Annotated in this window: 21 protein-coding genes; 16 read left to right on the top strand and 5 right to left on the bottom strand. The window is 37.4% G+C overall.

The window, feature by feature from the left end; all coding sequences use genetic code 11:
* Positions 1-5,426, bottom strand: a 5,426-nt coding sequence (locus B0I10_RS15105; RefSeq protein WP_112087356.1) for a choice-of-anchor L domain-containing protein, incomplete at its 3' end; no start/stop codon positions are given.
* Between the two features lie 207 nt (positions 5,427-5,633).
* On the opposite strand from B0I10_RS15105, the gene B0I10_RS15100 reads away from it, so the two are divergent.
* Positions 5,634-6,380 carry a UDP-2,3-diacylglucosamine diphosphatase gene (locus B0I10_RS15100; RefSeq protein ID WP_112087355.1) on the top strand — a complete coding sequence of 249 codons (747 nt, stop codon included), beginning with the start codon at positions 5,634-5,636 and terminating at the stop codon, positions 6,378-6,380.
* On the opposite strand, the gene recJ is transcribed toward B0I10_RS15100, so the two are convergent.
* Positions 6,377-8,065 (bottom strand): single-stranded-DNA-specific exonuclease RecJ, encoded by a 1,689-nt coding sequence (gene recJ / locus B0I10_RS15095; RefSeq protein ID WP_112087354.1) that lies wholly within the window; start codon positions 8,063-8,065, stop codon positions 6,377-6,379. The genes B0I10_RS15100 and recJ overlap by 4 nt on opposite strands.
* 27 nt (positions 8,066-8,092) lie before the next feature.
* Positions 8,093-8,509, bottom strand: a complete 417-nt coding sequence (locus B0I10_RS15090) for an OsmC family protein (protein WP_112087353.1) — start codon at positions 8,507-8,509, stop codon at positions 8,093-8,095.
* Positions 8,510-8,615: 106 nt separating this feature from the next.
* On the opposite strand from B0I10_RS15090, the gene B0I10_RS15085 reads away from it, so the two are divergent.
* Positions 8,616-8,939 carry a helix-turn-helix domain-containing protein gene (locus tag B0I10_RS15085; RefSeq protein WP_112087352.1) on the top strand — a complete coding sequence of 108 codons (324 nt, stop codon included), beginning with the start codon at positions 8,616-8,618 and terminating at the stop codon, positions 8,937-8,939.
* Between the two features lie 2 nt (positions 8,940-8,941).
* Positions 8,942-10,231: a type II toxin-antitoxin system HipA family toxin gene (locus tag B0I10_RS15080; protein ID WP_112087351.1), complete on the top strand. Its 1,290-nt coding sequence runs from the start codon at positions 8,942-8,944 to the stop codon at positions 10,229-10,231.
* Between the two features lie 56 nt (positions 10,232-10,287).
* Here the strand turns inward: B0I10_RS15080 and rsmI are convergent, their stop codons facing one another.
* Together rsmI and B0I10_RS15070 are read right to left on the bottom strand one after the other, a co-directional pair.
* A complete protein-coding gene (gene rsmI, locus B0I10_RS15075) occupies positions 10,288-10,965 on the bottom strand; it encodes a 16S rRNA (cytidine(1402)-2'-O)-methyltransferase (protein ID WP_112087350.1) in 678 nt (225 codons plus the stop codon).
* Between the two features lie 71 nt (positions 10,966-11,036).
* The gene (locus B0I10_RS15070; protein WP_146740382.1) at positions 11,037-12,035 is read right to left on the bottom strand and encodes a hypothetical protein; all 999 of its coding nucleotides are present in this window, start codon (positions 12,033-12,035) and stop codon (positions 11,037-11,039) included.
* Between the two features lie 103 nt (positions 12,036-12,138).
* Between B0I10_RS15070 and B0I10_RS15065 the strand changes: the two genes are divergently transcribed.
* The 13 genes from B0I10_RS15065 (at position 12,139) to B0I10_RS15005 (ending at position 26,236) form a co-directional block, all read left to right on the top strand.
* A complete protein-coding gene (locus B0I10_RS15065) occupies positions 12,139-12,759 on the top strand; it encodes a thymidine kinase (protein WP_112087348.1) in 621 nt (206 codons plus the stop codon).
* Between the two features lie 3 nt (positions 12,760-12,762).
* Positions 12,763-15,204 (top strand): bifunctional UDP-N-acetylmuramoyl-tripeptide:D-alanyl-D-alanine ligase/alanine racemase, encoded by a 2,442-nt coding sequence (locus B0I10_RS15060; RefSeq protein WP_112087347.1) that lies wholly within the window; start codon positions 12,763-12,765, stop codon positions 15,202-15,204.
* A gap of 66 nt (positions 15,205-15,270) precedes the next feature.
* Entirely contained in the window at positions 15,271-15,678 is a 408-nt protein-coding gene (mscL, locus tag B0I10_RS15055) for a large conductance mechanosensitive channel protein MscL (protein WP_112087346.1), read from the top strand.
* 437 nt (positions 15,679-16,115) lie between these two features.
* Positions 16,116-17,105, top strand: a complete 990-nt coding sequence (locus B0I10_RS15050) for an aspartate-semialdehyde dehydrogenase (RefSeq protein ID WP_112087345.1) — start codon at positions 16,116-16,118, stop codon at positions 17,103-17,105.
* Positions 17,106-17,265: 160 nt separating this feature from the next.
* Positions 17,266-17,772 carry a hypothetical protein gene (locus tag B0I10_RS15045; RefSeq protein ID WP_112087344.1) on the top strand — a complete coding sequence of 169 codons (507 nt, stop codon included), beginning with the start codon at positions 17,266-17,268 and terminating at the stop codon, positions 17,770-17,772.
* Between the two features lie 511 nt (positions 17,773-18,283).
* Positions 18,284-18,886: an REP-associated tyrosine transposase gene (locus tag B0I10_RS15040; protein WP_112087357.1), complete on the top strand. Its 603-nt coding sequence runs from the start codon at positions 18,284-18,286 to the stop codon at positions 18,884-18,886.
* A 72-nt stretch (positions 18,887-18,958) separates the two neighbouring features.
* Positions 18,959-19,321: a hypothetical protein gene (locus B0I10_RS15035; protein WP_112087343.1), complete on the top strand. Its 363-nt coding sequence runs from the start codon at positions 18,959-18,961 to the stop codon at positions 19,319-19,321.
* Between the two features lie 266 nt (positions 19,322-19,587).
* Positions 19,588-20,037: a hypothetical protein gene (locus B0I10_RS15030; protein ID WP_112087342.1), complete on the top strand. Its 450-nt coding sequence runs from the start codon at positions 19,588-19,590 to the stop codon at positions 20,035-20,037.
* Between the two features lie 167 nt (positions 20,038-20,204).
* A complete protein-coding gene (locus B0I10_RS15025; protein ID WP_112087341.1) occupies positions 20,205-20,543 on the top strand; it encodes a hypothetical protein in 339 nt (112 codons plus the stop codon).
* Positions 20,544-20,619: 76 nt separating this feature from the next.
* Positions 20,620-22,998 (top strand): TonB-dependent receptor, encoded by a 2,379-nt coding sequence (locus tag B0I10_RS15020; RefSeq protein ID WP_112087340.1) that lies wholly within the window; start codon positions 20,620-20,622, stop codon positions 22,996-22,998.
* A gap of 10 nt (positions 22,999-23,008) precedes the next feature.
* Entirely contained in the window at positions 23,009-23,563 is a 555-nt protein-coding gene (locus B0I10_RS15015; protein ID WP_112087339.1) for a type 1 periplasmic binding fold superfamily protein, read from the top strand.
* Between the two features lie 142 nt (positions 23,564-23,705).
* Complete coding sequence (locus tag B0I10_RS15010) at positions 23,706-24,080, top strand: DoxX family membrane protein (protein WP_112087338.1); 375 nt, start codon at positions 23,706-23,708, stop codon at positions 24,078-24,080.
* Positions 24,081-24,130: 50 nt separating this feature from the next.
* Entirely contained in the window at positions 24,131-26,236 is a 2,106-nt protein-coding gene (locus B0I10_RS15005; RefSeq protein WP_112087337.1) for a prolyl oligopeptidase family serine peptidase, read from the top strand.
* The last annotated feature ends 535 nt before the right edge of the window (positions 26,237-26,771 follow it).

The following is a 26,771-nucleotide window of genomic DNA, read 5'->3' as shown; positions in this document are numbered from 1 at the left end:
GGAGACCATGTTCCCGGTACAGCATTGTTTGAAACGGGTAAAGCATCAGGTGTTGCACCTTGACAATAGGTAGTTGTAATGGCATCAAACGTGGCTACAACCGTTGGGTTGACAACAACCGTTAAGGTCGTTGCAATGGCACATTCAAACGTTTCATTTGGGGTGAAAGTGAATACAAATTCACCTGCTACACTGGTATCTACCACTCCGTTCCAAGTTCCCGTTACGCCCTCTAAAGAAGTCGCTGGCAATACCGGAGCGTCTGCATTTTGACAAACAACAATTGGATCGAATGCTGGAAGGATTTCGGAGGAGACGGTGATTGTAAAGCTACTTTGGGCCACACAATTTGGTTCAGTACCCGAACTTGCATAGACATAAATTGTTGTCGTTGCTACAATATTATCTTCCGGGAATAATTCTGTACCTAAACCGTCCGGCTGCGTAAAATACGCATTATTTGCACTTAACGCCTGTAAGGTATAGCTTTCACAAACCGTTTGGTCTTCAAAAACATCTACCACGACATTATTAATTGTAATGGTAAACGATTCTTCATCGGAACAACCTTCATTTTCGACGTAGACAAACAAGGTAGTTGTTTCTATAATTTCCGTGCCAGGAGTAAATTGATCTCCGGCACCATTTGTTTGCGTATAATAATTTCCAACTAAAAGGGCAGGTAGTTCATAACTACCACAAGCTCCAACATCTTCAATTGGTTGAATATCAACGAAAGGAATAACTGTAACCGTTGTTGATGCAGTATTAGCACATCCACCGAAGTCCACGGTTACTTCATAAACACCCGCTGTAGTTACCGTAATAGCACTTGTTGTATCCGGTAAAGGATTAGTATCTACAGTCCAAGTATACGTTACCGAACCTTCCTCATAATTAATTGGTGTCACTTCAATTGTTCCACTAGCTCCTTCACAAATAGAGAAATCAGGGGTTAAATCAAATTGAGGGGTTAAATCTTCCACGATTAACTGGAAGTTATTCAAGGCAAAACAATCACCGTTTGCAGGCGAAACTCTCACATAAATTGTTTGAGGGTTTGTGGTGTTATTGAAAGCCGTTGGATTCGCTATCACGTTGAGATTAAGCGTTGCATCCTCTTCCGTTAAATAATAGCCGATTACGTAATTAATTCCTAAAGGAGCAGTTAATGGCTCATCGTTTTGCGTCAAATCAAAAGTTCCAAATCCGGAAGCACTACAGAAATATAAATCATTAGGTTCGCCGGTTACAAAATTATCGAAATATTCAATTACAATAGAGTCAGACGTACTACAATTGGTGTTGGTATATTGTGCAATAAGTGTATATGTTCCCGGCTCAGCGACAACAAGAGATGGGCCTGTTTCATCAGCGATTACATCTTCCCCTAAAAGCCATTGGAATGTAAATGTCTCCGGGCTTAATCCAGAATCTATAACAGTAGTATCACCCGGGCATAATGCATTTCCAGAAGCCACTAAAAAGTCATCCCCTAATTCAATATCACCAATATTGAAACTACCTCCTTTTAAGAATACAGCAGAGTCGTAGGAGTTATCTTGGCGATCTGCGATTACTAATTTTATGCGGTAAGTATTATTAGGAACTACCGCTGAGGAGGCTATCATAGGTATAGTTATCCCATTAAAGTCAGTTGGAGCACCTAAAGGATTTAAACCCGTTGGTAATTCATAGAAATTATCAAAAAATTCAGGATTTACTGAATTACAATCATCATTGTGGGCTTGATCACGAATAGTAACTACTGAAATCGGAATGTTTGTATTTGGAATTACAGCTAAATTCGTTGTTACATTTGTGCTTAAATCGGTTAATAAAAATGCAAATGCGTCAGAGAATGTACATTGGAATGTACCATATTCCTCAGAGGCAAATATAAAATCGAAACTTATAAAATCAGTTAAAGGCACAAAATCAAATTCAATGACCGAGGCATTTCTAGAGTTCATTGGGTCGCCTGTTGCAGCTAAAATAATTGCTTCTAAATCAGTATCTCCTACCCAAGCTTGATTACCATCTCCGAGAAGATTGACGTTTGGACCGGCTGCTCTAGCCGCATCTCCGGTAGTCATCACAATTCCATTATCAAACGGAAAGGTTGAGCCATTTTGCTCAAAATAGCCAATCCCATTCGTGGAACCAAAATTTGAACCGGTAGACCATGTAATATTGCTCACCAACGCACAAGTAGAATTGATTAAAATATCCTGCACTAATTGCGGAACAGTATATTGTGTGGTATTCGTTGTTATTGGCGGTGGAATAGTACCCACACACACACTAAAAGTAGTGGTTTGATTTGGTGTTGCAGTCCAAGTATACACTCTAATTTTATAGGTTTGACCAGGCGTTAAGTTTGTCGCTACACTTTGATCAGCGTCACTACAATACAATTGGGTTAAACTTCCACATTCATCACCTTGGTAGAGGACGTGAAATAAATCTGTGGTAGAGCCCGAAACGTTGATTAAATTGATGGAATGTGTGGCAGTTTCGGCTACAAATTCAAACCAAACATCATCATCATCTGTTCCAAAGCAAGTGTTTGGTTGTGCAGAAGCAGTCGCTCCAAGGACAGTTCCGCCTACAACTTGTCCACAATTTGTATCGGGATTAACCGGCACAGGAATTGCGTTGTCACACTCGTCATTTGCTATTAACGTGACGAACGCACGTGGTCCAGCCCAATTGCTTAAGTCATCTTCTGCACAAATAGCTCTCACATAAAACACGTAGGATGTTCCCGGTGATAGGTTTGTTACTATATATGAAGGTGTTGTTACGATTATTCCTGAATCTGTTGGAAGTGGAGCAGGAGAGCCTGCCGGTAAAATAATTACTTCCCAAGAAGTGGCTGTGCCAATTTCATTCCATGTTAAAGTTGCTCCGGTTTGTGTCAAGGCAGAGGCTGCTAACGTATTTGGTTTAGGACAGCTTGGCGGAGTACAACTAACAAAACCAGAATACAAGGTGGTTCCTTGTGTTCCTTCGCCCGGTAATTTGATATATAATTGTTCACCAAACGGATCTATAATTTCCACTCCAACTTCAAAGGCAAAAGCACCACCCGTATTCCAAAACAATTGAAAAGGGAGGTTGTCGCATAAAGGGACTGTCACGGTTACTGGTCCGCCACCAGCGGTAAATGTTGGTCCGATAACACCCACTACAATTCCGTTTTGTGTCACATTCATTGTATTGCCATTCCATCCGTCGCCAAAACTATCGGTCATGACAAAAGAGTATAAACATTGGTTTGCCACTTGACAAATGGTCGTGTTAAACACCGTGGCCGGCGTCCAATTGCTTGGGATAGGCGAACCACAAATTGCTCGAACATAAACATTGTAGAGCGTAGCAGAAGTTAATCCGGTGATTTCAAAAGAATTTCCGGTTACCACTTCACCCGTACTAGCCGCTGTTGGGGCGGGAGAACCTGCAGGTAAAACAATAACTTCGTATTGTGTTACGCCGGTGATTGGAGTCCAAGTCACCGTTGCAGATGTATCGCCAATATTGCTCATTGTCACACCGCTTGGTGGCAAACAAGCCGGATTAAAACAATCCACCGTGCCGGAGTAGAGTACACTTCCCACTAATCCGGGCGACGAAGTTGTTAAAGCATAGAGTGTTTGATTGAAAGGGGCTGGATTTATGATTGACACCCTTACTTCTCCGGGGAAACCACCACCATTTTGCCACAACAAATCAAAAGGTAAATTATTACAAAGTGGGACGCTAATGTTTATTGGTCCTGCCCCTGTTGTAAAAGTAGGTCCCAATGTAGCAACGGTTATTCCATTTTGTCTAACTAACATTGTTGCTCCGTTCCAACCATCACCAAAACTATCCGTTAGGCGAAAGGTGTAAGTACATTGTTCACTAGGTTCACAAATAGTAGTATTGAATAAAAACGGTCCGGACCACACACTGAATGTGCCGTCTCCGCAAGCTGCTCTTACATAATATTGGTAGGCTGTAGCTTGCGTTAGACCACTTACTAAAAAGTTTGAATTTGTATTTGCCGGTTCTCCAGAACCTGCGGGTATCGCAGAACCTGCGGGCTGCACCGCTACTTCCCATGCTGTTGCACCACTTGGATTTGACCATGATAATTGTGCACTTGTCTGACCGATATTGGCGGCAACAAGAGCCGCCGGAGGAGGACAATTAACCACTTGAAGGGTTAGCGTGTAAGCAACACTCTGCGGTGCAGGGAAAGTTGAAATAACAATGAAGTATGTTTGGCCCGCTGTCACCGGTAAATCGATCACCCTTGGCGTTTGATCACTACTCGCCACACCTGCAATACAACTTACGCCGACATTGGCACAGCTGTTATACACAAATAATCCGGACCAGGTTCCTGTTGGCGTCATTGTAATATTTACCACGCCATTGTTTTGGGCTGTGAATGAATAAAACACGTCGTCGCCATCCAGGTAGCCACTTGTGCTTCCGCAGCCAGCTCCCGGACTTCCACCGATATCATCACCGTACCCGGAGGTGTTATCGGTTGTAGAATAGGGTAGCGATGTAATTTGAATTGGTGCATTACACGTTCGTCCCGGCGACGTTGTGGCAAAATTTACCGGGCCAATCCATTCGCTGTTGCTTTCATCGCAAACTGCTCGCACATACACTTGGTATTGTGTTGTTGGGGAAAGTCCGGTAGCATTGAACGACGTTCCGTTAACAATAACACCTGTTCCGGTTGGTGCACCTGGAGACGCTACAATTTCAACTTCAAATTGATTTGCACCACCGGGATTATTCCATGTAACGGTTGCCCCGTTAAGCGAAATACCTCCTACTTGAATATCTGTAGGGTCAATACAACGTTCTACCACGCGAATATCGTCAAGAATCCATCGATCACCGGTTGGTGTTGTAGTGGGTTGATTGACCAGCATCACGAATGCGATATAAATGTCTTGTCCGGCGTAACCGGCTGCTCCTAAATCAACTGTTTTTTCTTCACAGATATTGAAAATCGTATTCAATTCTGCTTCAGTCCACTGAGCAACGATAGAAAATCCACTGGTTTGAGACACCGTTGAAACTCTGATTTGATAGGTTGTGTTGTCAAATCCATTTATCGTGGAGCGTGCAGCGAACAGCAATTGACCATTTTGAGGCACTGTAATCTGATTGGAGACCAACCATTTTTCGGAGGTGTTTCCGACACCAATATTTTCGCGACCGTTTACAAACGCGGAAATTGCTCCTTCACAAACCGTTGGAGGTGTTGTTACTGTTGAGACTGTCGTCCAAAGGTTGTTTCCAAAGGAGTTGTTGTATACTGCCCATCCGGATGGGATTCCTCCCTCAAAATTTTCTTGAGCGTAAGAAAAAGTGCCGGACAGTATATACAACAGAACTAATAATGTAATTTTTTTCATAAATTAATGCTGTTTAGGTTGTTGTTTTTCGGTCAACTAATGTAAAAAAAATAAACGGCTGTTGATAGTAAAAACGATTAAACGGATTAAAAAACGATGTAATTCACAAAAAACCGTTAAAATGTTTAATTTCTCACAAAAAATCACTTTTCAAAATTTGAAAAGACCGTTGTCATTTTTTGTATATTTGTCAATCAATTTAAAAGTTTGAAAACAAAAATTTATTTCGCTTCCGACCAACATTTTGGAGCCCCGACTCCTGAAGAAAGTTTTCCTAGAGAGCAAAAATTTGTGGCTTGGTTAGATGAGATCAAACACGATGCAACGGCTCTTTTTTTGTTGGGGGATTTGTTTGATTTTTGGTTCGAATACAAAACGGTTGTTCCGAAAGGATTTGTGCGTGTTTTAGGAAAATTGGCGGAACTTCGCGACAGTGGCATTCCCATTTACTTTTTTGTGGGCAATCACGATTTATGGATGCATGATTACTTTGAAAAAGAATTGAACATTCCCGTTTTCCACGACAATCAAGAATATACGTTTCACGGAAAAACATTTTTAATAGGCCACGGCGATGGGAAAGGCCCCGGAGACAAGGGTTATAAACGTATGAAAAAAGTATTTACCAATCCGTTTTCAAAATGGTTGTTCAGATGGTTGCATCCGGATATTGGTGTGAAATTAGCACAATACTTATCCGTAAAAAATAAATTGATTTCCGGTGCCGAAGATGTGAAATTTTTAGGAGAAGAAAATGAATGGTTAGTTCAATATGCCAAACGAAAGCTCACTTTCAAACATTATCATTATTTCATTTTCGGACATAGGCATTTACCCCTGCAATTGGAAGTAGGTGAACATTCAACTTACATCAACCTTGGTGATTGGATTGGTTATTTTACCTACGGTGTATTTGATGGTGAAAAATTTGAGTTAAAAGAATACAAAAACTAACGAATCGCTTTCGCTCTCAATTGAACCGTCACAGTTCCGTTAAATTCATTTTCATCAATGCAAAAAGCCGTTTCAAACGGTTGTTGATTTTTGGTTAATTCCAACATTTTTCCTAAACCAAAACCAATGACTCCAAAACCTTCTGATTGATTTTGTTTGACAAATAATTTCAAATGTTCATCGTTTTGACCAATCGTTTTTCCATAACCGGTATCGATTAGATTTTTGGCTATAAAAACGGGCGTCATATTCTCAGGGCCAAAAGGTTCAAATTGATGTAAAAGACGAATTAATTTCGGATTAATTTCGGTCAAATCGATTTCGGCATCAATTAAAATTTCCGGAATTAGTAAATCAGGATGAATGGTTTCCTGAACTACATTTTCAAACGCTTCTTTAAATTGTAAATAATTTTCCTCTTTCAATGTCATTCCGGCCGCATACATGTGTCCGCCAAATTGCTCCAAATGATGAGCACATTTTTCCAACGCATTGTACACATCAAAATCTTTGACAGAACGAGCAGAGGCCGCTAATTTATCGCCACTTTTCGTGAAAACTAAAGTCGGTCTGTAATAGGTTTCCGTCAAACGCGAAGCCACAATTCCAATCACGCCTTTATGCCAATTTTCATTGTAAACAACGGTGGTGAATTTTTCTTTTTCGTTATTTTCTTCAATTTGGGATAAGGCTTCAATGGTGATTTGTTTATCTAAATCTTTCCGATCTGCATTATAACCTTCAATTTCTGAAGCAAATTGTTGTGCTTGTTCTAAATTAAATTCAGTTAATAATTCTACCGCATGATTGCCGTGTTTAATTCTTCCTGCGGCGTTAATTCGGGGAGCGATGATAAAAACCACATCGGTTATGGTGAGTACTTTTTTCTTTACATTTTGAATCAATGCTTTGATTCCCGGGCGTGGATTGGTATTGATGACTTCCAAACCAAATTTTGCTAAGATGCGATTTTCGCCCGTCATCGGTACAATATCTGCTGCAATTGCCGTGGCCACTAAGTCTAAATAAGGAATTAAATCGTCAATGGAATGATTTCTGTTTTTTGCTAAGGCTTGAATCAATTTAAACCCAACGCCACAGCCGCAAAGTTCATCATACGGGTAGGAACAATCGACTCTTTTTGGGTCTAAAACAGCAATGGCTTCGGGTAAAATTTCGCCGGGTCGGTGGTGATCACAAATGATAAAGTCGATGTTTTTTTCTTTGGCATACGCCACATGATCGATTGATTTTATACCGCAATCTAGGGCAATAATTAGTGAGAAACCGTTGTCATCGGCAAAGTCAATTCCTTTAAAAGAGATGCCATACCCTTCGTCATAACGGTCCGGAATATAGGTAGCCACATTTGGATAGTAACTTCTTAAGAAGGAGGAAACCAGCGAAACCGCTGTTGTTCCATCCACATCATAATCACCAAAAACCAAAATATTTTCCTGATTTGAAATGGCTTTTTCAATCCGATGAACGGCTTTGTCCATATCTTTCATGAGATACGGATCATGCAAATCGTTTAAACCGGGTCTGAAAAATTGTTTGGCTTGTTCAAAAGTTGAAATGCCTCTTTGTACTAAAAGTGCGGCAATGAGTGTGCTAACATTAAGTTCGGTAGCTAATTGCGAAACCAACTGAGGTTCCGGCTTTGGTTTGATGGTCCAACGCATAGTGTATTAATTTTGAATGGCTTATACTTATAAATGATATTCAATTTTGATATCAATTTGGGCAAATTTACGAAACATTTCCATAACACCACAATATTTTTCTACCGATAAATTGACAATTTTTTGTAGTTTATCTTTTTCTAAGTCCTTGCCATAAAAATGATAAACTACTCGAACGGTGTGATAATATTTTGGATGTTCTTCGGTTAAATCGCCTTCTACGTCAATATGAAAAGCATCCACCAAAACTTTCATTTTGGGCAATAATGACGCCACATCAATTCCGGAACAACCGGCCAATGCATCCAACATTAAGGCTTTTGGACGCAGGCCATTATTGGTTCCTCCAATTTCAATATCGGCATCAATTCTGAAATTTCCTCCAGGATTGGTGGCTTCAAAGGCCATTCCGCCTAACCATTTTGTAGAAATTTGATGTGTCATTTTATTTTTTATTTCAAAGATACTACTTTTTTAAAATGTGAAAAAGTATGAAAAAATTTGTACATTTGTATATTATTTGTTTCATTAATGGCTAAAATTGATTATAATGTATCAAAATAGTTACAACAAAAATTGGTATGCTATGACAGACGCTGTTGTAGTTCAAACGCTTTGTGCCAGTTTGAAGCAAATGCGTCTTAATAAAAACATCTCGCAGGAAGAACTTGCCGAACAATGTGGCTTGAGCCGAATAACCATCAGCCGTATGGAATCCGGAAAAGCCATTAATTTGCTCACGATGGTTCAAGTCATGCGAGCATTAGGAAAACTAGATTTACTCAATTACCTTAATGAAGAGCCGGAAATTAGTCCGCTACAAGTCATGGAAGAACGTTCAAAATACCGTAAAAAAGCCTCTCCATCCAAATAAGTATGAATACAGTCGCTTCTATAAAAATATGGGATCAAAAAGTTGGTGCGGTGCTTTGGGATGAAGCTAAGAATTTGGGCGTTTTTGAATTTGATAAAATTTTCGTCGATTCAGGATTGGATTTATCGCCGATTACACTTCCTTTATCCGATGCCAAAAAAGGACGGCGGGTGTTTTCATTTCCTTTTTTAAATTTTGAAACGTTCAAGGGGTTGCCGGGTTTGTTGGCAGACAGTTTGCCGGACAAATTCGGAAATCAAGTAATCGATGCTTGGCTCGCACAACAAGGTAAAACCGTACAAAGTTTTAACCCGGTTGATCGACTGTGTTACATTGGCAAACGCGGTATGGGAGCTTTAGAGTTTGAACCGGAATCCGGATTACAACCCATTCCGTCCAACCCATTAGCCATTGAAGCATTGGTTGAATTTGCCAAAGAAGTTTTAGCCGAACGAGCTACTTTTCAAACCAATTTGAAAGATGAAAAGGGATTTTCAGACATTCTTCAGGTGGGAAGTTCTGCCGGTGGAGCTCGTGCGAAAGCCATTATTGCCTATAATCAAAAAACAGGTGAAGTTCGTTCCGGTCAAATTGATGGACTGGATGGATTTGATTATTGGTTAATTAAATTTGACGGCGTAACCAACCATCAACTGGGCGATCCAAAAGGCTACGGTAACATTGAATATGCTTATTATTTGATGGCAACCGCTGCCGGAATTACTATGATGGAAAGCGAGTTGAAAATAGAAAATCAGCGAGCTCATTTTATGACCAAACGTTTTGATCGCGTGAGCAATCAAAAAATGCACATGCAAACCTTGTGTGGCTTGGCTCATTTTGATTATAATATGCCGGGCTCGTATTCGTATGAACAAGCGTTGATGGTGATGCGACAAATGCAATTGCCTTATCCCGAGATGGAGGAATTATACCGAAGAATGATCTTTAATGTGATGGCGAGAAACCAAGATGATCATACCAAAAACATTTCTTTTTTGATGAATTCGGATGGAAAATGGTCGCTTTCGCCGGCTTATGATGTTACGTTTGCTTTTAATCCGTCCAATTTTTGGTTGAACGCTCATCAAATGACGATTAATGGAAAAAAGGAAAACATTGCGTTGAATGATGTTTTGACGTTAGCGAAAAACGTCAACATCAAAAAACCACAACAAATTATTGAAGAATGTCGGGAAGCGATTTTAAAATGGGATGAATTTGCCGAAAAAGCATTAATTCCTTCGGCACAACAAAAAGAAATAAAAAACTTGTTTAACTTATTAATGTAGCTTTATTGTTTCATTAGTGCTAAAAATAAGCCATAATGAAACATTTTTGCAACATTTTATTTTGATGGTTTTCCGCCAACGACCACCACAATTTCACCTTTTGCCGGTTTCGTTTCAAAATGTTTTAAAACGTCGGATGCGGTTCCGCGAACGGTTTCTTCGTGCAATTTTGATAATTCTCTAGAAACAGAAACTGTTCTTTCTGCTCCAAAATACTGCACAAATTCGGCTAAGGTTTTGTTTAATTTATGTGGCGAAACGTAGAAAATCATCGTTCTGACTTCTTCGGCCAAAGCAAGAAAACGAGTTTGTCTTCCTTTTTTATCGGGCAAGAAACCTTCGAATACAAATTTGTCGTTTGGCAATCCACTGTTCACTAAAGCGGGAACAAAAGCGGTGGCTCCGGGCAAACATTCTACTTCAATGTTATTTTCGACACAAGCTCGTGTAAGTAAAAATCCAGGATCAGAAATAGCTGGAGTTCCTGCATCAGATATTAGAGCGATGGTTTCTCCGGCTTGCAAACGTTTAATCAAACCTTCCACGGTTTTGTGCTCGTTATGCATATGGTGACTTTGCATGTGCGTTCCAATCTCAAAATGCTTCAATAATTTTCCGCTGTTTCGAGTGTCTTCGGCTAAGATGCAATCTACTTCTTTGAGCACTTTAATGGCTCTAAAAGTCATATCTTCTAAGTTGCCGATGGGTGTGGGAACGATATAGAGTTTGCTCATGGTAAAGTTTTAAAAATCATAAATGATGCAATCTCTCCTTCGTCGAGATGACAAGATTGCGGAGAGAACGTTTATGCAAACTTCTTCTCCACCAAATTCATAAAACGATCCGCATATTCTTCTTTTCCTTCCCAATTGTTGTAATCGGGTTTTACCATATCGACAATAAATTGTTGTACTTCTTCAAACGAATTGTAGGTGCTGATTTGTGAAATCACGCGGTTAAAATCTTCGTTGCTTCCGCCAAATAAGTGTTTTACAAACGCAATTCGGTCATTCAAACCGATGTTAATTCCTTTAATTAAGGTATCGTTTAAGGAGGCTATTTTATGTTCGGTTTTGATGGTATACGTTTCAGTTGTCGTTTCAATTTTGACATCCGGAGTGATTACTTCTTCCACTTTTTCAAATGAAATTTCGGTTGTTTTTTCCACTTCCTTCGGCACATCATTTACTTTTACAAATTCAGGTTCTTTGTAATCGGAACCCAATAAATCTTCAAATGAAATTTGTTTTTGCTCCAATTTTGAAGCTGGTTTTTCCTCATCATCTGCCGCCAATTCAAACATTGGACTAAATAACGGCTCTTGCTTTTCTTCTTTTATTTCTTCGTGAACAGTTTCTTCTTTTTCCTCAAGTGCTTCTTCTTGCACTTCGGTTTCTTCTTTTTGCGTTACCGCTTGTTCCGTTTCTGCTGTTTCTTCAAGGGCTTCTTCTTGCACCTCTGTTTCTTCATCTTGAGCAACCACTTGTTCCCCAATTTCCTCTTCCGTTGCATTTTCTTCCACTTCTTCCGCTACAGTTTGAGTAGGAACATCTTTTTCAGCTTCCTCTTCTATCGCAACAACTTCAGGTTGAGACGGTGCTTCGGCAAGAAGTTTTTCTTCCAATTCTTCTTCCGAAATTTCATTTTTCACCACATTGATATTTTCTTCATAAAAACGAAGAACGGCTAATTTTTCAACTAATTTTTGAGCTTCTTGATGCAATTGAACGACATCTTCTTTTCCTTTTAATTTTAAAACACGGTGTGCAATACTAATTAAATCGGCTTCTAACTTTTTCTTCATAACTTTTACAATTATATTGAATTTAGCGAATGGAATTTTATAAATTTGTTTCTGATACAAAATAACATAAAATATGTTATTCTTTAGCTAAGAAAAGTATAAAATGTTTCTTGAAAATACCGTAAATCATAAAGAACAATTTGGCTGGATTGAAGTAATCTGCGGTTCGATGTTCTCCGGAAAAACCGAAGAACTCATCCGCCGACTCAAACGAGCTCAGTTTGCCAAGCAAAAAGTGGAGATTTTTAAACCCGCCATCGATACGCGTTATCACGATGAAATGGTGGTTTCTCACGATGCCAATGAAATCCGTTCTACACCCGTTCCAGCCGCCGCCAACATTCGTATTTTGGCTCAAGGTTGCGATGTGGTGGGTATTGATGAAGCTCAGTTTTTTGACGATGAAATTATTACGATTTGTAATGATTTAGCCAATTCCGGTATTCGCGTTATTGTGGCAGGACTGGATATGGACTTCAAAGGAAATCCTTTTGGTCCGATGCCGGCCTTAATGGCAACCGCCGAATATGTGACCAAAGTGCACGCCGTTTGCACCCGAACCGGAAATTTAGCCAATTATAGTTTTAGGAAAGCAAACAACGACAAATTGGTCATGCTTGGCGAAACCGAAGAATATGAACCGCTCAGCAGAGCCGCTTATTATCATGCTCTTCGGGAACAAGCGGAACACAAAACAGAAGCTCAACAAAAACCAAAATCATAGCCCGTGCCTTTCGTTTTAAACGATATTATTTCGCCACTTCACGCTGAATTTTTCGGAAATCATCCTCATTCTATCATTTCAAACGTTTCTATCGATAGTCGTTCGTTTCAAAACAATGAATTTACGTTGTTTTTTTGTTTGATCGGTTCGAACCATAACGGACACGCTTATATTGACGAACTTATTGAAAAAGGCGTTACGAATTTTGTTGTTTCCGAAGAAGTACAACCGCATGAAAACATCAATTTTTTAAAAGTTGAAAATACTTTGCTTGCACTTCAACAATTTGCAGCTTTTTACAGAAAAAAATTCACTTTTCCCATCATTGGCATTACCGGAAGCAACGGAAAAACCATCGTAAAAGAATGGCTCAATTTTTTGTTGAGTCCCGATTATAACATCATTCGAAGTCCAAAAAGTTACAATTCGCAAGTGGGTGTGCCGCTTTCTGTGATTGGGATTAACGAGCAACACAATTTGGGTATTTTTGAGGCAGGAATTTCCACGGTAAACGAAATGCAAAAATTGGAAGCCATCATTCAACCCACGATTGGAATTCTAACGAATATTGGTTCGGCTCACGATGAAGGTTTTGAAAATTTGGGTCAGAAAATCAAAGAAAAATTAAAACTTTTTCCGAATGTTGAGGTCTTGATTTACAATAAAAATAAATCGATTGATGCTTTTTTAAACCCCTCCATCAAAACATTTTCTTGGAGTTCCAGCGATCAATCGGCCGATGTGATGATTCACCATAAAACAAGCAATAATCAAACATTTTTAAATATTACTTACAATAAGTCTTGTTTCAAAATTAGCATTCCGTTTTCAGACGAAGCTTCGATTGAAAATGTGATTCAATGTTTGATGGTGCTGTTTTATTTTAAGTATGATTTTGATACCATTCAAAACCGTCTTTCACTTTTATATCCGATTGAAATGCGGTTAAAAGTAAAAAAAGGCATCAACAATACTACCATTATTGACGACAGTTATAGTTCTGATTTTCAATCGTTAAAAATTGCGTTGGATTTTTTGGAAAGTCAAAAACAGCACCACAAAAAAACATTGATTTTGTCAGACATTTTTCAGAGTGGTTTAGAAAATGACGAATTATATTCGCGCGTTTCTCAAATGGTGATTTCCAATAAAATCAATCGGGTGATTGGAATTGGCGAAACGATTTCCACTTATAAAACTAAATTTCTCAACGGCATGACGTTCCCTTCGCAAGCTGATTTTCTTGCTCATTTTGAAAGTATTCCTTTTGAAAATGAAACCATTCTCATCAAAGGAGCACGCAGTTTTCATTTTGAAGAAATTGTTTCGTTGTTAGAAGAAAAAACGCATGAAACCGTTTTGGAAATTAACCTAAACGCCATTTCGCACAACTTGAATTTTTACAAAGCCAAACTTCAACCCGGCACTAAAATGATGGTGATGGTGAAAGCGTTCAGTTATGGAAACGGCGGTTTGGAAATTGCCAAATTGCTCGAATACCACAAAGTGGATTATTTAGGTGTGGCTTTCGCCGATGAAGGAATTTCACTCAAAAGCAACGGAATTCAATTGCCAATTATGGTTTTAAATCCGGAATCGACCAGTTTTGAAGCGATTATTCAACACGAATTAGAACCCGAAATTTATAGTTTAAAAGGATTAAACGCTTTTTTAAAAATTGCCAAACAAAAACAGTTGAAGCATTTCCCGATTCATCTGAAAATTGATACCGGAATGCATCGCTTGGGTTTTGAAGAACTGCATTTGGAGGAATTAATTTCAATCTTAAAGCACTGCAAAACCGTTCAAGTGAAAAGTATTTTGTCGCACATGGCCACGAGCGATGATTTATCGCATCACGAATTTGCGTTGGAGCAAATTGAAAAATTCAATCGCATTTCTACCTATATAAGTGCGGCATTAGAAATTAGTCCGATTCGGCATATTTTGAATACGTCGGGAATTTCAAATTATCCGCAAGCCCAATTCGATATGGTTCGATTGGGAATTGGTTTGTATGGCATTTCAAACGATGCCAGTGAGCAAAAGTTTTTGGAGAATGTGGGAACTTTAAAATCCATTATCTCCCAAGTCAGAACCATTCAAGCCGGCGAAAGCGTGGGTTACGGCCGACGATTTGTGGCCGAAAAAGAAACCCGAATCGCCACCATTCCAATTGGTTATGCCGACGGAATTAGAAGAAGTTGGGGCAACGGGTTAGGTTTTGTGATGATAAACAACCAAAAAGCCACGATTGTGGGCAGTGTTTGTATGGATATGTTGATGGTTGATGTCACCACCATTCCGTGTATTGAAGGAAATGAAGTGATTGTTTTAGGCGAAAATCCATCCGTTACTTGGATGGCAAAACAGCTGAATACCATTCCGTATGAAATACTCACCGGAATATCGCAAAGGGTAAAAAGAATTTTTTTCAGAGAATAATTTTTTTATTGTGGATGTTAAAATTTTAACTAAATTCGTAACATCTAACCTTTAAAAACTAAAATTATGTTTAAAGAATTTAAGAATTTTATCATGACCGGCAATGTTATTGAATTTGCCGTTGCAGTTATTATGGCGGGAGCTGTAGGTGCTGTAGTGAATGGATTTGTGAATGACATTGTTATGCCCGTTGTTGGGATGTTAACGGGAGGCGTTGATTTTTCTGAAATGAAAGTAGTTTTACAAGCTGCTGTGGCAGAAGCCGAAGGTGTTGCTGCCGTTCCAGAAGTTGCCATTCGTTGGGGAGCTTGGGTGAACACCTTGGTGAATTTGGTTATTGTAGGTTTAGTTATGTTTATAATTATTAAAGGCTACAACAAAATGAAAAAACCAGTTGTTGAAGCACCAGCAGCACCAGCCGGACCAACACAAGAGCAATTGTTGACAGAAATCAGAGATTTATTAAAAAAATAGACGTTCCGCTACATTATATATTCTAATTAAACCCCGACTTGTTCGGGGTCTTTTTTTAGTAGCCACGAATTTACTTCGTCTGTTCGCTTCGCTCGGGTCACAAATTACATGAATTAATTTTGTTCAAAACTGTTTACTATCATTCCAAAGTTTTACTTTTACTATAGGTAGCCACGAATTTACTTCGTCTGTTCGCTTCGCCCGGGTCACTAATTTACACGAATTAATTTGTGCAAATTCGTGCAATTCGTGGCAAAACATTTATTTAATTTCAATTCGTGCAATTCGTGCAATTCGTGGAAAAAAAATAAGAAATTTGTGTTCAAACGATAAATTATATTTTGGTATCTATTTTACAAAAAACCAAAATTTTGTGAAACTGATTTTTTTCAACGTACTATTCTTTACTTTTGTACTTTAAATCTAAAAATTCACACATGAGAGTTGCAGTTGTTGGTGCTACCGGAATGGTTGGCGAAGTTATGCTTCAAGTTTTAGCGGAGAGAAATTTTCCGATAACGGAATTAATACCGGTTGCTTCTGAAAAGTCGGTTGGAAAGGAAATTGAATTCAAAGGAAACAATTACAAGGTCGTTGGATTGCAAACCGCTGTTGAAATGCGTCCGGATATTGCTTTATTTTCTGCCGGAGGAGAAACTTCCTTAGCTTGGGCACCCAAATTTGCAGAAGCAGGCACAACGGTTATCGACAATTCTTCCGCTTGGCGAATGGATCCGACTAAAAAATTAGTGGTTCCTGAAATCAATGCTTCCGAATTAACCAAAGACGATAAAATCATTGCTAATCCAAACTGCTCTACCATTCAAATGGTGATGGTTTTAAATCCGTTACATAAAAAATATAACGTAAAACGAGTAATTGTTTCCACGTATCAATCCATTACCGGAACGGGTGTAAAAGCGGTTCAACAATTGGAAAATGAATATGGCGGTGTGAAAGGTGAAATGGCGTATCCGTATCCCATTCACCGAAATGCTATCCCGCAATGTGATGTGTTTGAAGACAACGGCTACACCAAAGAAGAAATGAAATTGGTTCGTGAAACCCAAAAAATTATGGGCGACAGAAGTATTGCTGTTACAGCAACCGCCATCCGAATTCCGGTAGTTGGTGGACACAGTGAAGCGGTAAATGTGGAATTTTCAACTGATTTTGATGTGAATGAAGTTCGTGCACTTTTACACAATACTTCAGGCGTTACTGTTCAAGATAATTTAGACACCAAAACCTATCCGATGCCGATTTATGCTCAAGGAAAAGATGATGTTTTTGTGGGTAGAATTCGCCGTGATGAAAGCCAGCCCAACACGTTAAATATGTGGATTGTGGCGGATAATTTACGTAAAGGTGCTGCAACCAATACGGTGCAAATTGCGGAGTATTTGGTGGAGAATAATTTAGTATAAGATAATAGTATTGTAATTAAAAGCTCCTTTTTAGGGGCTTTTTTTGTTTGTTGATGGAAAGAATTTTTAACATATCAATATATTGCTGAATTTTTGTTATTTTTAATTAAATTTATATTCCGCAAAGTCGGGAGACATTTGCGGAACGGCATCTGAACTTATGGGAAAAAAGAAAATGAATTTAGATAATGGATTAACAACAGTTCAACAAATTTTAATTGAAAAGATTTTTACATTGTTTAAACATTATGATTGTGAAATAAATATTATAGATAATAGCAATTTTTATGTTATTAATATTTTGAGTAAAGAACAGTTAAAAATTGACTTTACCTTTTGTTTTAAAAAATATAAAAATACTATGGATATTTCTATAGGGATTATTAAAGAACTGCAAGAGTATTATGAGCCATTAATTTTTGAAGACATTGAAGAAATTTTATTAATTGTTAGATCAAGATTAAATTATAGGATAGAAATTATCGAATATTATTTTTTTAATAAAGTATTTAGCAAAACCACAAAAGTTTTTAACGATGAAAATAAACTAATTAAAGATTTTTCAGATTTCAAAACTTATTTAAAAGTGTTTTTTCATTATTCTAAAAAAGAATATACAGTTTATCCTTGGAATATAAAAATAGATGGAATTGGCAATGTTCCGTAATCAATGATAAACCAAAAATCATAATTTAATTGTAGCTAAAAATTGATAAAACTATTTTACAATAGCTCTTACTGTTTTTAAAATTTTAATATTAAAACGATGTCTAATTTTCTAAAAAAAATAACTTTTCCATCATTACTACTCCCGGCTCCGCAAAGTGTTCTAACGAAAATTCCCTATGAAAAGCTCCGCAAATGTCTCCCGACCCCCTGCTCCGCAAAGAGTTCCGTGAAAAATGTTCCTATGAAAAGCTCCGCAAATGTCTCCCGACTTTGCGGAAAGTGAATGTCTCCCGACTTTGCGGAAAGTGAATGAATAGAATACAAAACAAAATTTAAAGCTCCTCTTAGTAAAATCTTCTTAAAAAAATCCCGGCTCCGCAAAGTGTTCTAACGAAAATTCCCTATGAAACGCTCCGCAAATGTCTCCCGACTTTGCGGAATTTAAAAAAGTATTAATAGCCCTAAAACTTCACAAATTTTTACTATTTTTATTTAAAAATTTACACGCCATGAAAGAAGGATATGTTATCAGAGACCAAAACTTGCCACACTTTTTAACCGCCACAATTGTTGACTGGGTCGATGTTTTTTCTAGAAAATCATATCGAGATTGTGTTATTGAATGTTTAGACTATTGCATCAAAAACAAAGGAATGATTTTATACAGTTATGTGATTATGACGAATCACATTCACATGATTGTTCAGTCAAAAGAAGGTAAATTGTCTGATTTAATTCGTGATTTTAAGAAATATACCTCAAAAACCATAATAGAAAAAATTCAATCTGAACCTGAAAGCAGAAGAGAATGGATGTTAGAACGTTTTCAATTGGCGACAAAGAGTCATATCAGAAATAAAAATTTTCAATTTTGGCAATTAGGAAATCATGCAGAAGAAATTTATTCAGAGAAGTTTATGTGGTCAAAAATTGACTATATTCATTTAAATCCTATTCGTGCAGGATTTGTTGAAAAAGCAGCTCATTACCTCTATTCAAGTGCTTCAAATTATGTGTATAATGAAGGAATAATTAAAATTGAGTTTGTTGACATTCCTTTAAATAGTAAATTAAATCTCAATTCATTTATGAAAGACATTAGTTATGATTAACTTACATTCCGCAAAGTCGGGAGACATTTGCGGAGCTTTGTGCTATTAAGAAGACTTTGCGGAGCGAGGATTTTGATATTATTAAGATGTTGTGGAATTTTTGTTATTTTTATTCAAAATTATTTTCCGCAAAGTCGGGAAACATTTGCGGAGCGGGCGACAAAGAGTCATATCAGAAATAAAAATTTTCAATTTTGGCAATTAGGAAATCATGCAGAAGAAATTTATTCAGAGAAGTTTATGTGGTCAAAAATTGACTATATTCATTTAAATCCTGTTCGTGCAGGATTAGTTGAAAAAGCAGCTCATTATCTCTATTCAAGTGCTTCAAATTATGTGTATAATGAAGGAATAATTAAAATTGAGTTGGTTGACATTCCTTTAAATAGCAAATTAAACCTCAATTCCTTTATGAAAGACATTAGTTGTGATTAACTTACATTCCGCAAAGTCGGGAGACATTTGCGGAGCTTTGTGCTATTAAGAAGACTTTGCGGAGCGGGGGACATTTGCGGAGCTTTGTGCTATTAAGAAGACTTTGCGGAGCGAGATTGAAATTCCTTTAAATAGCAAATTAAACCTCAATTCATTTATGAAAGACATTGGTTATGATTAACTTACATTCCGCAAAGTCGGGAGACATTTGCGGAGCTTTGTGCTATTAAGAAGACTTTGCGGAGCGAGGACATTTGCGGAGCTTTGTGCTATTAAGAAGACTTTGCGGAGCGGGGGGCATTCCGTTATCTGAAATAGAACAATTGGAACAAGTTTGGAACAATGGTAATCCTTTCCCAATAGCATTACGAGAATTACTTTTTTTAGCTGGTAATTCTTGTTATGTATTAGATTATGGGTGGTTTGATGGTTGTGGGCAACAAATGCAAGTTGATGCCAGACAATGGATGACAGAAGAAGGTATGGAACGAACAATCACAAGACCATTTTATATTATTGAAGTTAGACTCTTGGAATCTTTTCTTATGGTTTATTTAGATGAAGGCGATAATCCTTATGTAAGAAATGTATTTTTACCACATGAAGATGAGAGTTCTTTAGGTGATTTAGGCTGGTTATATAGCACTGATAGAACCTTAAAAAATTTTATTGATTCCGGAATTGACGATGTAAAAAAAGGGCATAATCCGTTTTAATAAAAAAAGACTATGTTTTAAATTAGTTGAAACAACATCAAACCGCTAAATAATAATTAAATAAATAGAAACCCCGCTGCACAAAGACTTCCTATGAAAAACTCCCCTTCGTAAACTCTTCTTAAAAAACTCCCTATTTTACTACCTTTTCCCTACCTTTGCACCCAATGAAAAAGAAATTAGCCATACTAAACCTGTATTTAATGTCGGCAGTGTTGTTCACAATACTGTTTCAGTCATTGCATACCTATAGGCATTTGGTGGCTGATTATTTTGATGAAACCGAAGTTTGTCATCATTCCCACGATGGTTTTTCGCATCAGCATTCAGAAGACGATTGTTCCATTTGTGATTTTCATTTTTGGTTTTATATCCAGCCGGAAGTTTTAACCTATCGATTTGATTTCCCAATCAACCCTGTTCCATATTTATATCAGGAACAAGCACAAATTTCTTCTTTTTCAGGTTCACTTTTTTCGCATCGCGGACCGCCGCAATCGGTTTAAAATCTCAGAAACAAAAAATAGTCATTTGCTACAAAATAGTAATGACTCAATGTGTTTTATATTTTGAACCAGAAAAATGCGATACTTAATTATCCTTTTCTTCTTGTTATGGTTTGGATTTTCGAGCTATGGTCAATTCACTTTAAGTGGAAAAATCACCAACGAAAAAAACCAACCGCTAACCGGAAGTCACATTCATACCAAGTACCTGAATAACGCTAGTAATCCAATTGGCGAATTCGAAATCAACGGTTTGCCCAAAGGCGAATTGCGGGTGTATATTTCCTATTTGGGCTATAAAACCTGCGATACCTTAGTAGATATTACCGAAGATGTTGTGTTGAATGTGAAGTTGAAACCTTCTGAAACCAATTTAGAAGAAATCACCGTAAAGCAAAAAGTTTCGCAAGTAAGCAACAGTTTAGCTGAACAGCAAATTTCTAAAGAATCGATGGAGCGAAACAGTTCCAAAACTTTAGCAGAAGCGTTGAAAGAAGTTTCAGGAGTTTCTCTTTTAAAAACCGGAACGAGTATTGTAAAACCGGTTATTAACGGTTTGCACAGCAGTCGAGTTCCCATTTTTTCCAATCAAGTTCGGCTGGAAGACCAACAATGGGGAACCGAGCACGCACCGAATTTTGACTTGAATGCTGCCGGAAAAATTTCGGTTATCAAAGGTGCTTCGGGTTTGCAATACAGTGGCGATGCTGTGGGCGGAATGGTTGTCATCGAATCAACTAACGTCAAGCAAGACACTTTATTTGGAAAAACGATGATTAGCGGTTCATCCAATGGTCGTGGCGGAACGATAAGTTCGAGTATTCACAAAGGAAATCCGGAAGGTTGGCGATGGAATGCGTTGGGAACGCTCACTTATTTTGGTGATCGTGAAGCTCCTGATTATGTTTTATCCAATTCAGGAAACCGAGAATTAAATTTTTCGGGCGATGTTTCGTATGTGAAAGAAACCTATGAACTATCTGCTTTTTATAGTTTATACAATGCCACGATTGGAATTTTGAGTGCTTCGCATATTGGAAATGTGACCGATTTATACAATTCCATCAACAACCAAATTCCATATATAATTGATGATTTTACGTATTCTATTCAACATCCGAAACAAGCCATTCAACACCATTTGATGAAACTGAATTATCTGCAAAAGTTGGATGAAAGTAGTTCGATTTCCACGTTTTATTCGCTTCAATTTAATAAACGAAATGAGTTTGATTTGAGAAGAAATAACGAAAACAAAGCGGCTTTGGATTTACAATTGACCACGCATTCACTTCAATCGGATTATAAAAAAGAATGGACTCAATTCAGTTTTAAAACCGGAATTAGTGGATTGTTTCAAAACAATTTCGCCAATCCGAGAACCGGCGTTCGACCTTTGATTCCCACTTATGTTCGATTTGATACCGGTTTATATGGTATCGGAACGTACGAAATCAAAGAGGATTTAGTTGTGGATGGCGGAATTCGCTATGATTTTTCCACCGTCGAAGCCACGAAGTATTACTTGAAATCACGTTGGACAGAACGCGGTTATCAAGCTGATTTTTGGGGTATTATTGTTGATGAAACCGCTGACCAATGGTTGACCAAGCCGCAATTTACATTTCACAATATTTCTGCTAGTGTGGGTGTTCGAAAAGATTTTCAGCAGGATTGGAAATGGTTAAACAACATTAGTTTATCCAACAGAAATCCGAATCCGTCCGAATTTTTTTCCGATGGTTTGCATCATTCCACCGGACAAATTGAGTTGGGTGATTTGCGTTTGAAGAGAGAAGAATCGATTAAATTTTCGTCGTCGTTATCTAAAAAATGGAATGTGTTTTCGATGGAAGTCAATCCGTATTTTCATCAGATTACTAACTTTATGTATCTTCGTCCCGTTGGTTTTGAAACGACTATTCGAGGAGCTTTCCCTGTTTGGGAATTTCAACAAACCAATGCTCGATTGTTTGGACTTGATTTTCATTCGCAATGGAACATCCATTCGAATTGGCAACACAAATTTTCGTTTGCCTATGTCAATGGCGAAGATTTATCTGAAAATCAGCCGTTGATTGATATGCCGCCGATGACGATTTCAACGTCCATTCAATACAAAAAAGAAGAATGGAATGGATTGCTTTTAGAACTTCAATCCGAATCGGTTTTTCGTCAGCATCGATATCCTGACTTTAATTTTGAAACCGATATCATTGTAGATGGCGAATTTGTTCCCGTTATCGTTGACATCAGCACACCGCCAAAAGCCTATCAATTGTTCCATTTTTATTCGGAAATGAAGTTCAAGGCCTTCAAAAAATTGGATACCACCATCGCTTTATCCGTTCAAAATTTGTTAAACACAGACTACCGTGACTACTTAAATCGCCAACGTTTTTTTGTTGATGAAATGGGTAGAAACATACAATTACAATTAAAAATTAATTATTAAAAACACAAAAATGAAAAATTTAAAAATCATGGCTTTGGCCTTAACAGCAATTTTCACTTTCAATTCTTGCAGCAACGACGATTCACCGGTTGTAGAAGAAGAATTAATCACTACGTTAATCGCAACATTTGTGGGTGGCGGACAAACGATCACGTTAACCTCAAGAGATGCCGATGGCGATGGGCCAAATGCTCCGGTAATTACTGTTAGTGGAAATTTTGCCGCTTCAACCACTTATTCCGGTTCTGTTCAATTTTTAAATGAATTGGAAAATCCAGCCGAAGATATCACCGAAGAAATTGAAGAAAAAGATTTGGAGCACCAAGTTTTTTATCAAATTTCAAACAGTTTAGGCAGCTTTACGTATGCTGACTTTGACACTGATGGAAATCCGCTTGGATTAGAATTTACCTTTGTAACCGGGGCAAATTTAGGTACAGGAAACATGACCTTTACATTAAGACATTTGTTAAACAAAAATGCAGCCGGTGTTTCAGCGGGTAATATTACCAATGCGGGAGGCTCAACTGATATTGAGGTTACTTTTCCGGTAATTGTGCAATAAATTGTTTCAAACTATTGTTTTTCAACCAAACCCTACTAATACTAGGGTTTGGTTTTTTTATTTCATTTTGTGAATTTTATAAAGTATTTTTTATTAATTTAGTTATTTTATTACATTTTCTAACCAAAAAATACGACAACTTATGAATTCACAATTTACCAAACTGATGCGAATCCTGCTTGGAGCAATCCTTGTTGTTTTCGGACTTAACAAGTTTCTAAGTTTTATTCCGGCTCCTGAATTACCGGAAAATGCGGCCAATTTTATCAATTCGTTAGCTTCAACCGGTTATGTTTTACAAGTGGTTGGTGTGATTGAGATTTTGATTGGACTTCTGCTACTGTTGAATAAATGGGTGGCTTTTGCCTTGGTTGTTTTAGTTCCGATTTCGGTGAATATTTTGTTGTTTCATTTATTTTTAGACATTCCGGGAATTAGCGGAGCACTTTTGGTAGCCATTTTTAATGGAATTTTGATGTATAAATTGTGGCCAAAATACAAACCGCTATTTAACTAAAATTAACATTTTGGTTGATTATATTTGTCGATATCAATCAATTCAAAAGAATGAAAAAATCTATTTCAGCAGTTGCAATTGTTTGTGTGATAAGTATGAATGCACAAACAAATTCTCCTATTCACTATCCCGAAACAAAAAAGGGAGAGGTAAAAGACACGTATTTTGGCACAGCAGTAAACGACCCTTATCGTTGGCTCGAAGACGACCGTTCGAAAGAAACAGAAGACTGGGTTAAAACTCAAAATGAAGTTACGTTTAACTATTTGAACAACATTCCGTATCGCAATCAAATTAAAGAACGATTAGAAAAATTATGGAATTACGAACGTATTTCTGCTCCGTTTAAAGAAGGGAATTATACTTATTTCTATAAAAATAACGGTTTACAAAATCAATCGGTTTTATACCGAAAAGACAAATCCGGAAAAGAAGAAGTTTTTTTAGACCCGAACACTTTTGCAGCGGACGGAACGACTTCATTGGCCAATGTGGAATTTACAAAAGATGGTTCATTAGTTGCCTATTCTACTTCGGAAGCCGGTAGCGATTGGAACAAAATTATCATTATGGAGGCGGTTTCAAAGAAAGTGTTGGAGCAACCTATCATTGATGTAAAATTCAGTGGAATTTCTTGGTTAGGCAACGACGGATTCTTTTATTCCAGTTATGATAAACCCGAAGGAAGCGAACTTTCGGCCAAAACCGATCAACACAAATTATACTACCACAAATTAGGCACTTCTCAAAAAGAAGACAAAGTGATTTTTGGTTTAAATGAAAAAAGAAGGTATGTAGGTGGTGGTGTGACCGAAGATCAACAATTTTTAATTGTAACGGCGGCTAATTCTACTACCGGAAATGAATTGTATCTTAAGGATTTAAGCAATCCAAACAGTAAGCTAGAAACGATTGTTGATAATTTCAACAGCAATAATTATGTGATTGACAATGTAGGTTCAACGTTATATATCGTAACCAATTTGAATGCTCCGAACCAAAAAATGGTGACGGTGGACGCGAAAAACGCAAAACCCGAAAACTGGAAAGATTTTATTCCGCAAACCGATTATGTGTTATCTCCTTCAACCGGAGGCGGATACATTTTTGCGAATTATATGAAAGATGCTATTTCGCAAGTAATTCAATATGATTATGAAGGTAAAGCGATTCGTGAAATCAAATTGCCAGGCGTTGGTTCAGCGGGAGGTTTTGGCGGGAAAAAGACCGATAAAGAATTGTATTTTTCATTTTCAAATTACATTACACCCGGAACAATTTATTCGTTTGAACCAAAAGCAGGAACATCGAAAGAATACCAAAAACCAAAAGTAGATTTCAATTCCGCTAATTACGAGAGTAAACAAGTGTTTTACACTTCTAAAGACGGTACAAAAATCCCGATGATAATTACCCATAAAAAAGGCTTGCAATTAGATGGTAAAAACCCGACCATTCTTTATGGATATGGTGGTTTTAATGTGAGTTTAACCCCAAGTTTCAGTATTACTAATGCTGTTTGGATGGAAAATGGCGGAATTTATGCCGTAGCCAATTTGCGTGGTGGTGGAGAATATGGAAAAAAATGGCACGATGCCGGAACGCAACTGAACAAGCAAAATGTTTTTGATGATTTTATTGCAGCCGGGGAATATTTGATTGCTCAAAACTATACTTCTTCTGATTATTTAGCGATTCGCGGCGGTTCAAATGGCGGTTTACTAGTAGGAGCAGTGATGACCCAACGACCTGATTTAGCCAAAGTAGCTTTACCTGCGGTGGGTGTGTTAGACATGTTGCGTTACCACACTTTTACAGCCGGAGCCGGTTGGGCTTACGATTACGGAACAGCCAACGACAGCAAAGAAATGTTTGAGTATTTAAAGAATTATTCTCCCGTACACAACGTGAAAAAAGGAACAAAATATCCGGCCACTTTAGTCACAACCGGCGATCACGATGATCGAGTAGTGCCGGCACACAGTTTTAAATTTGCTGCTGAGTTGCAAGACAAACAAGCCGGAGAAAATCCTGTTCTAATCAGAATTGATGTAAATGCCGGACATGGAGCAGGAAAACCAATTTCAAAAACCATTGAAGAAGTAGCCGATATTCAGGCGTTTACTTTATATAGTATGGGGATTAAGAAAATCTAAAAGTAGATTTAGAAAATAAAAAGCCGCTAATTCGCAAATTATAATCTGCGAATTAGCGGTTATTTTTTGGTGTTTTTTTAGAACACAGATTTAAGAAATTATAATAATCTTTAAAATTTAGGATGATAATTATTTTTCTAATTTCTCTAATTTTTATAATCCGAGTTCAACAAATGATGCATAAGATTTAGAACACAGATATAAGAAATTACAATAATCTTTAAAATTTAGGATGATAATTATTTTTCTAATTTCTCCAATTTTTATAATCCGTGTTCAACAAATGATGCATAAGATTTAGAACACAGATATAAGAAATTACAATAATCTTTAAAATTTAGGATGATAATTATTTTTCTAATTTCTCCAATTTTTATAATCCGTGTTCAACAAATGATGCATAAGATTTAGAACACAGATATAAGAAATTACAATAATCTTTAAAATTTAGGATGATAATTATTTTTCTAATTTCTCCAATTTTTATAATCCGTGTTCAACAAATGATGCATAAGATTTAGAACACAGATATAAG

This window comes from Flavobacterium lacus (genome assembly GCF_003268815.1).
Taxonomy (GTDB): Bacteria; Bacteroidota; Bacteroidia; order Flavobacteriales; family Flavobacteriaceae; genus Flavobacterium; species Flavobacterium lacus.
This window is presented reverse-complemented; position numbering and strand designations above follow the sequence as displayed.

Coding starts and splice junctions, on each gene's coding strand:
- recJ (WP_112087354.1), bottom strand. CDS start 8,065: ATGCGTTGGACCATCAAACCAAAGCCGGAACCTCAGTTGGTTTCGCAA.
- B0I10_RS15090 (WP_112087353.1), bottom strand. CDS start 8,509: ATGACACATCAAATTTCTACAAAATGGTTAGGCGGAATGGCCTTTGAA.
- B0I10_RS15085 (WP_112087352.1), top strand. CDS start 8,616: ATGTATCAAAATAGTTACAACAAAAATTGGTATGCTATGACAGACGCT.
- B0I10_RS15080 (WP_112087351.1), top strand. CDS start 8,942: ATGAATACAGTCGCTTCTATAAAAATATGGGATCAAAAAGTTGGTGCG.
- rsmI (WP_112087350.1), bottom strand. CDS start 10,965: ATGAGCAAACTCTATATCGTTCCCACACCCATCGGCAACTTAGAAGAT.
- B0I10_RS15070 (WP_146740382.1), bottom strand. CDS start 12,035: ATGAAGAAAAAGTTAGAAGCCGATTTAATTAGTATTGCACACCGTGTT.
- B0I10_RS15065 (WP_112087348.1), top strand. CDS start 12,139: ATGTTTCTTGAAAATACCGTAAATCATAAAGAACAATTTGGCTGGATT.
- mscL (WP_112087346.1), top strand. CDS start 15,271: ATGTTTAAAGAATTTAAGAATTTTATCATGACCGGCAATGTTATTGAA.
- B0I10_RS15050 (WP_112087345.1), top strand. CDS start 16,116: ATGAGAGTTGCAGTTGTTGGTGCTACCGGAATGGTTGGCGAAGTTATG.
- B0I10_RS15045 (WP_112087344.1), top strand. CDS start 17,266: ATGGGAAAAAAGAAAATGAATTTAGATAATGGATTAACAACAGTTCAA.
- B0I10_RS15040 (WP_112087357.1), top strand. CDS start 18,284: ATGAAAGAAGGATATGTTATCAGAGACCAAAACTTGCCACACTTTTTA.
- B0I10_RS15025 (WP_112087341.1), top strand. CDS start 20,205: ATGAAAAAGAAATTAGCCATACTAAACCTGTATTTAATGTCGGCAGTG.
- B0I10_RS15020 (WP_112087340.1), top strand. CDS start 20,620: ATGCGATACTTAATTATCCTTTTCTTCTTGTTATGGTTTGGATTTTCG.
- B0I10_RS15015 (WP_112087339.1), top strand. CDS start 23,009: ATGAAAAATTTAAAAATCATGGCTTTGGCCTTAACAGCAATTTTCACT.
- B0I10_RS15010 (WP_112087338.1), top strand. CDS start 23,706: ATGAATTCACAATTTACCAAACTGATGCGAATCCTGCTTGGAGCAATC.
- B0I10_RS15005 (WP_112087337.1), top strand. CDS start 24,131: ATGAAAAAATCTATTTCAGCAGTTGCAATTGTTTGTGTGATAAGTATG.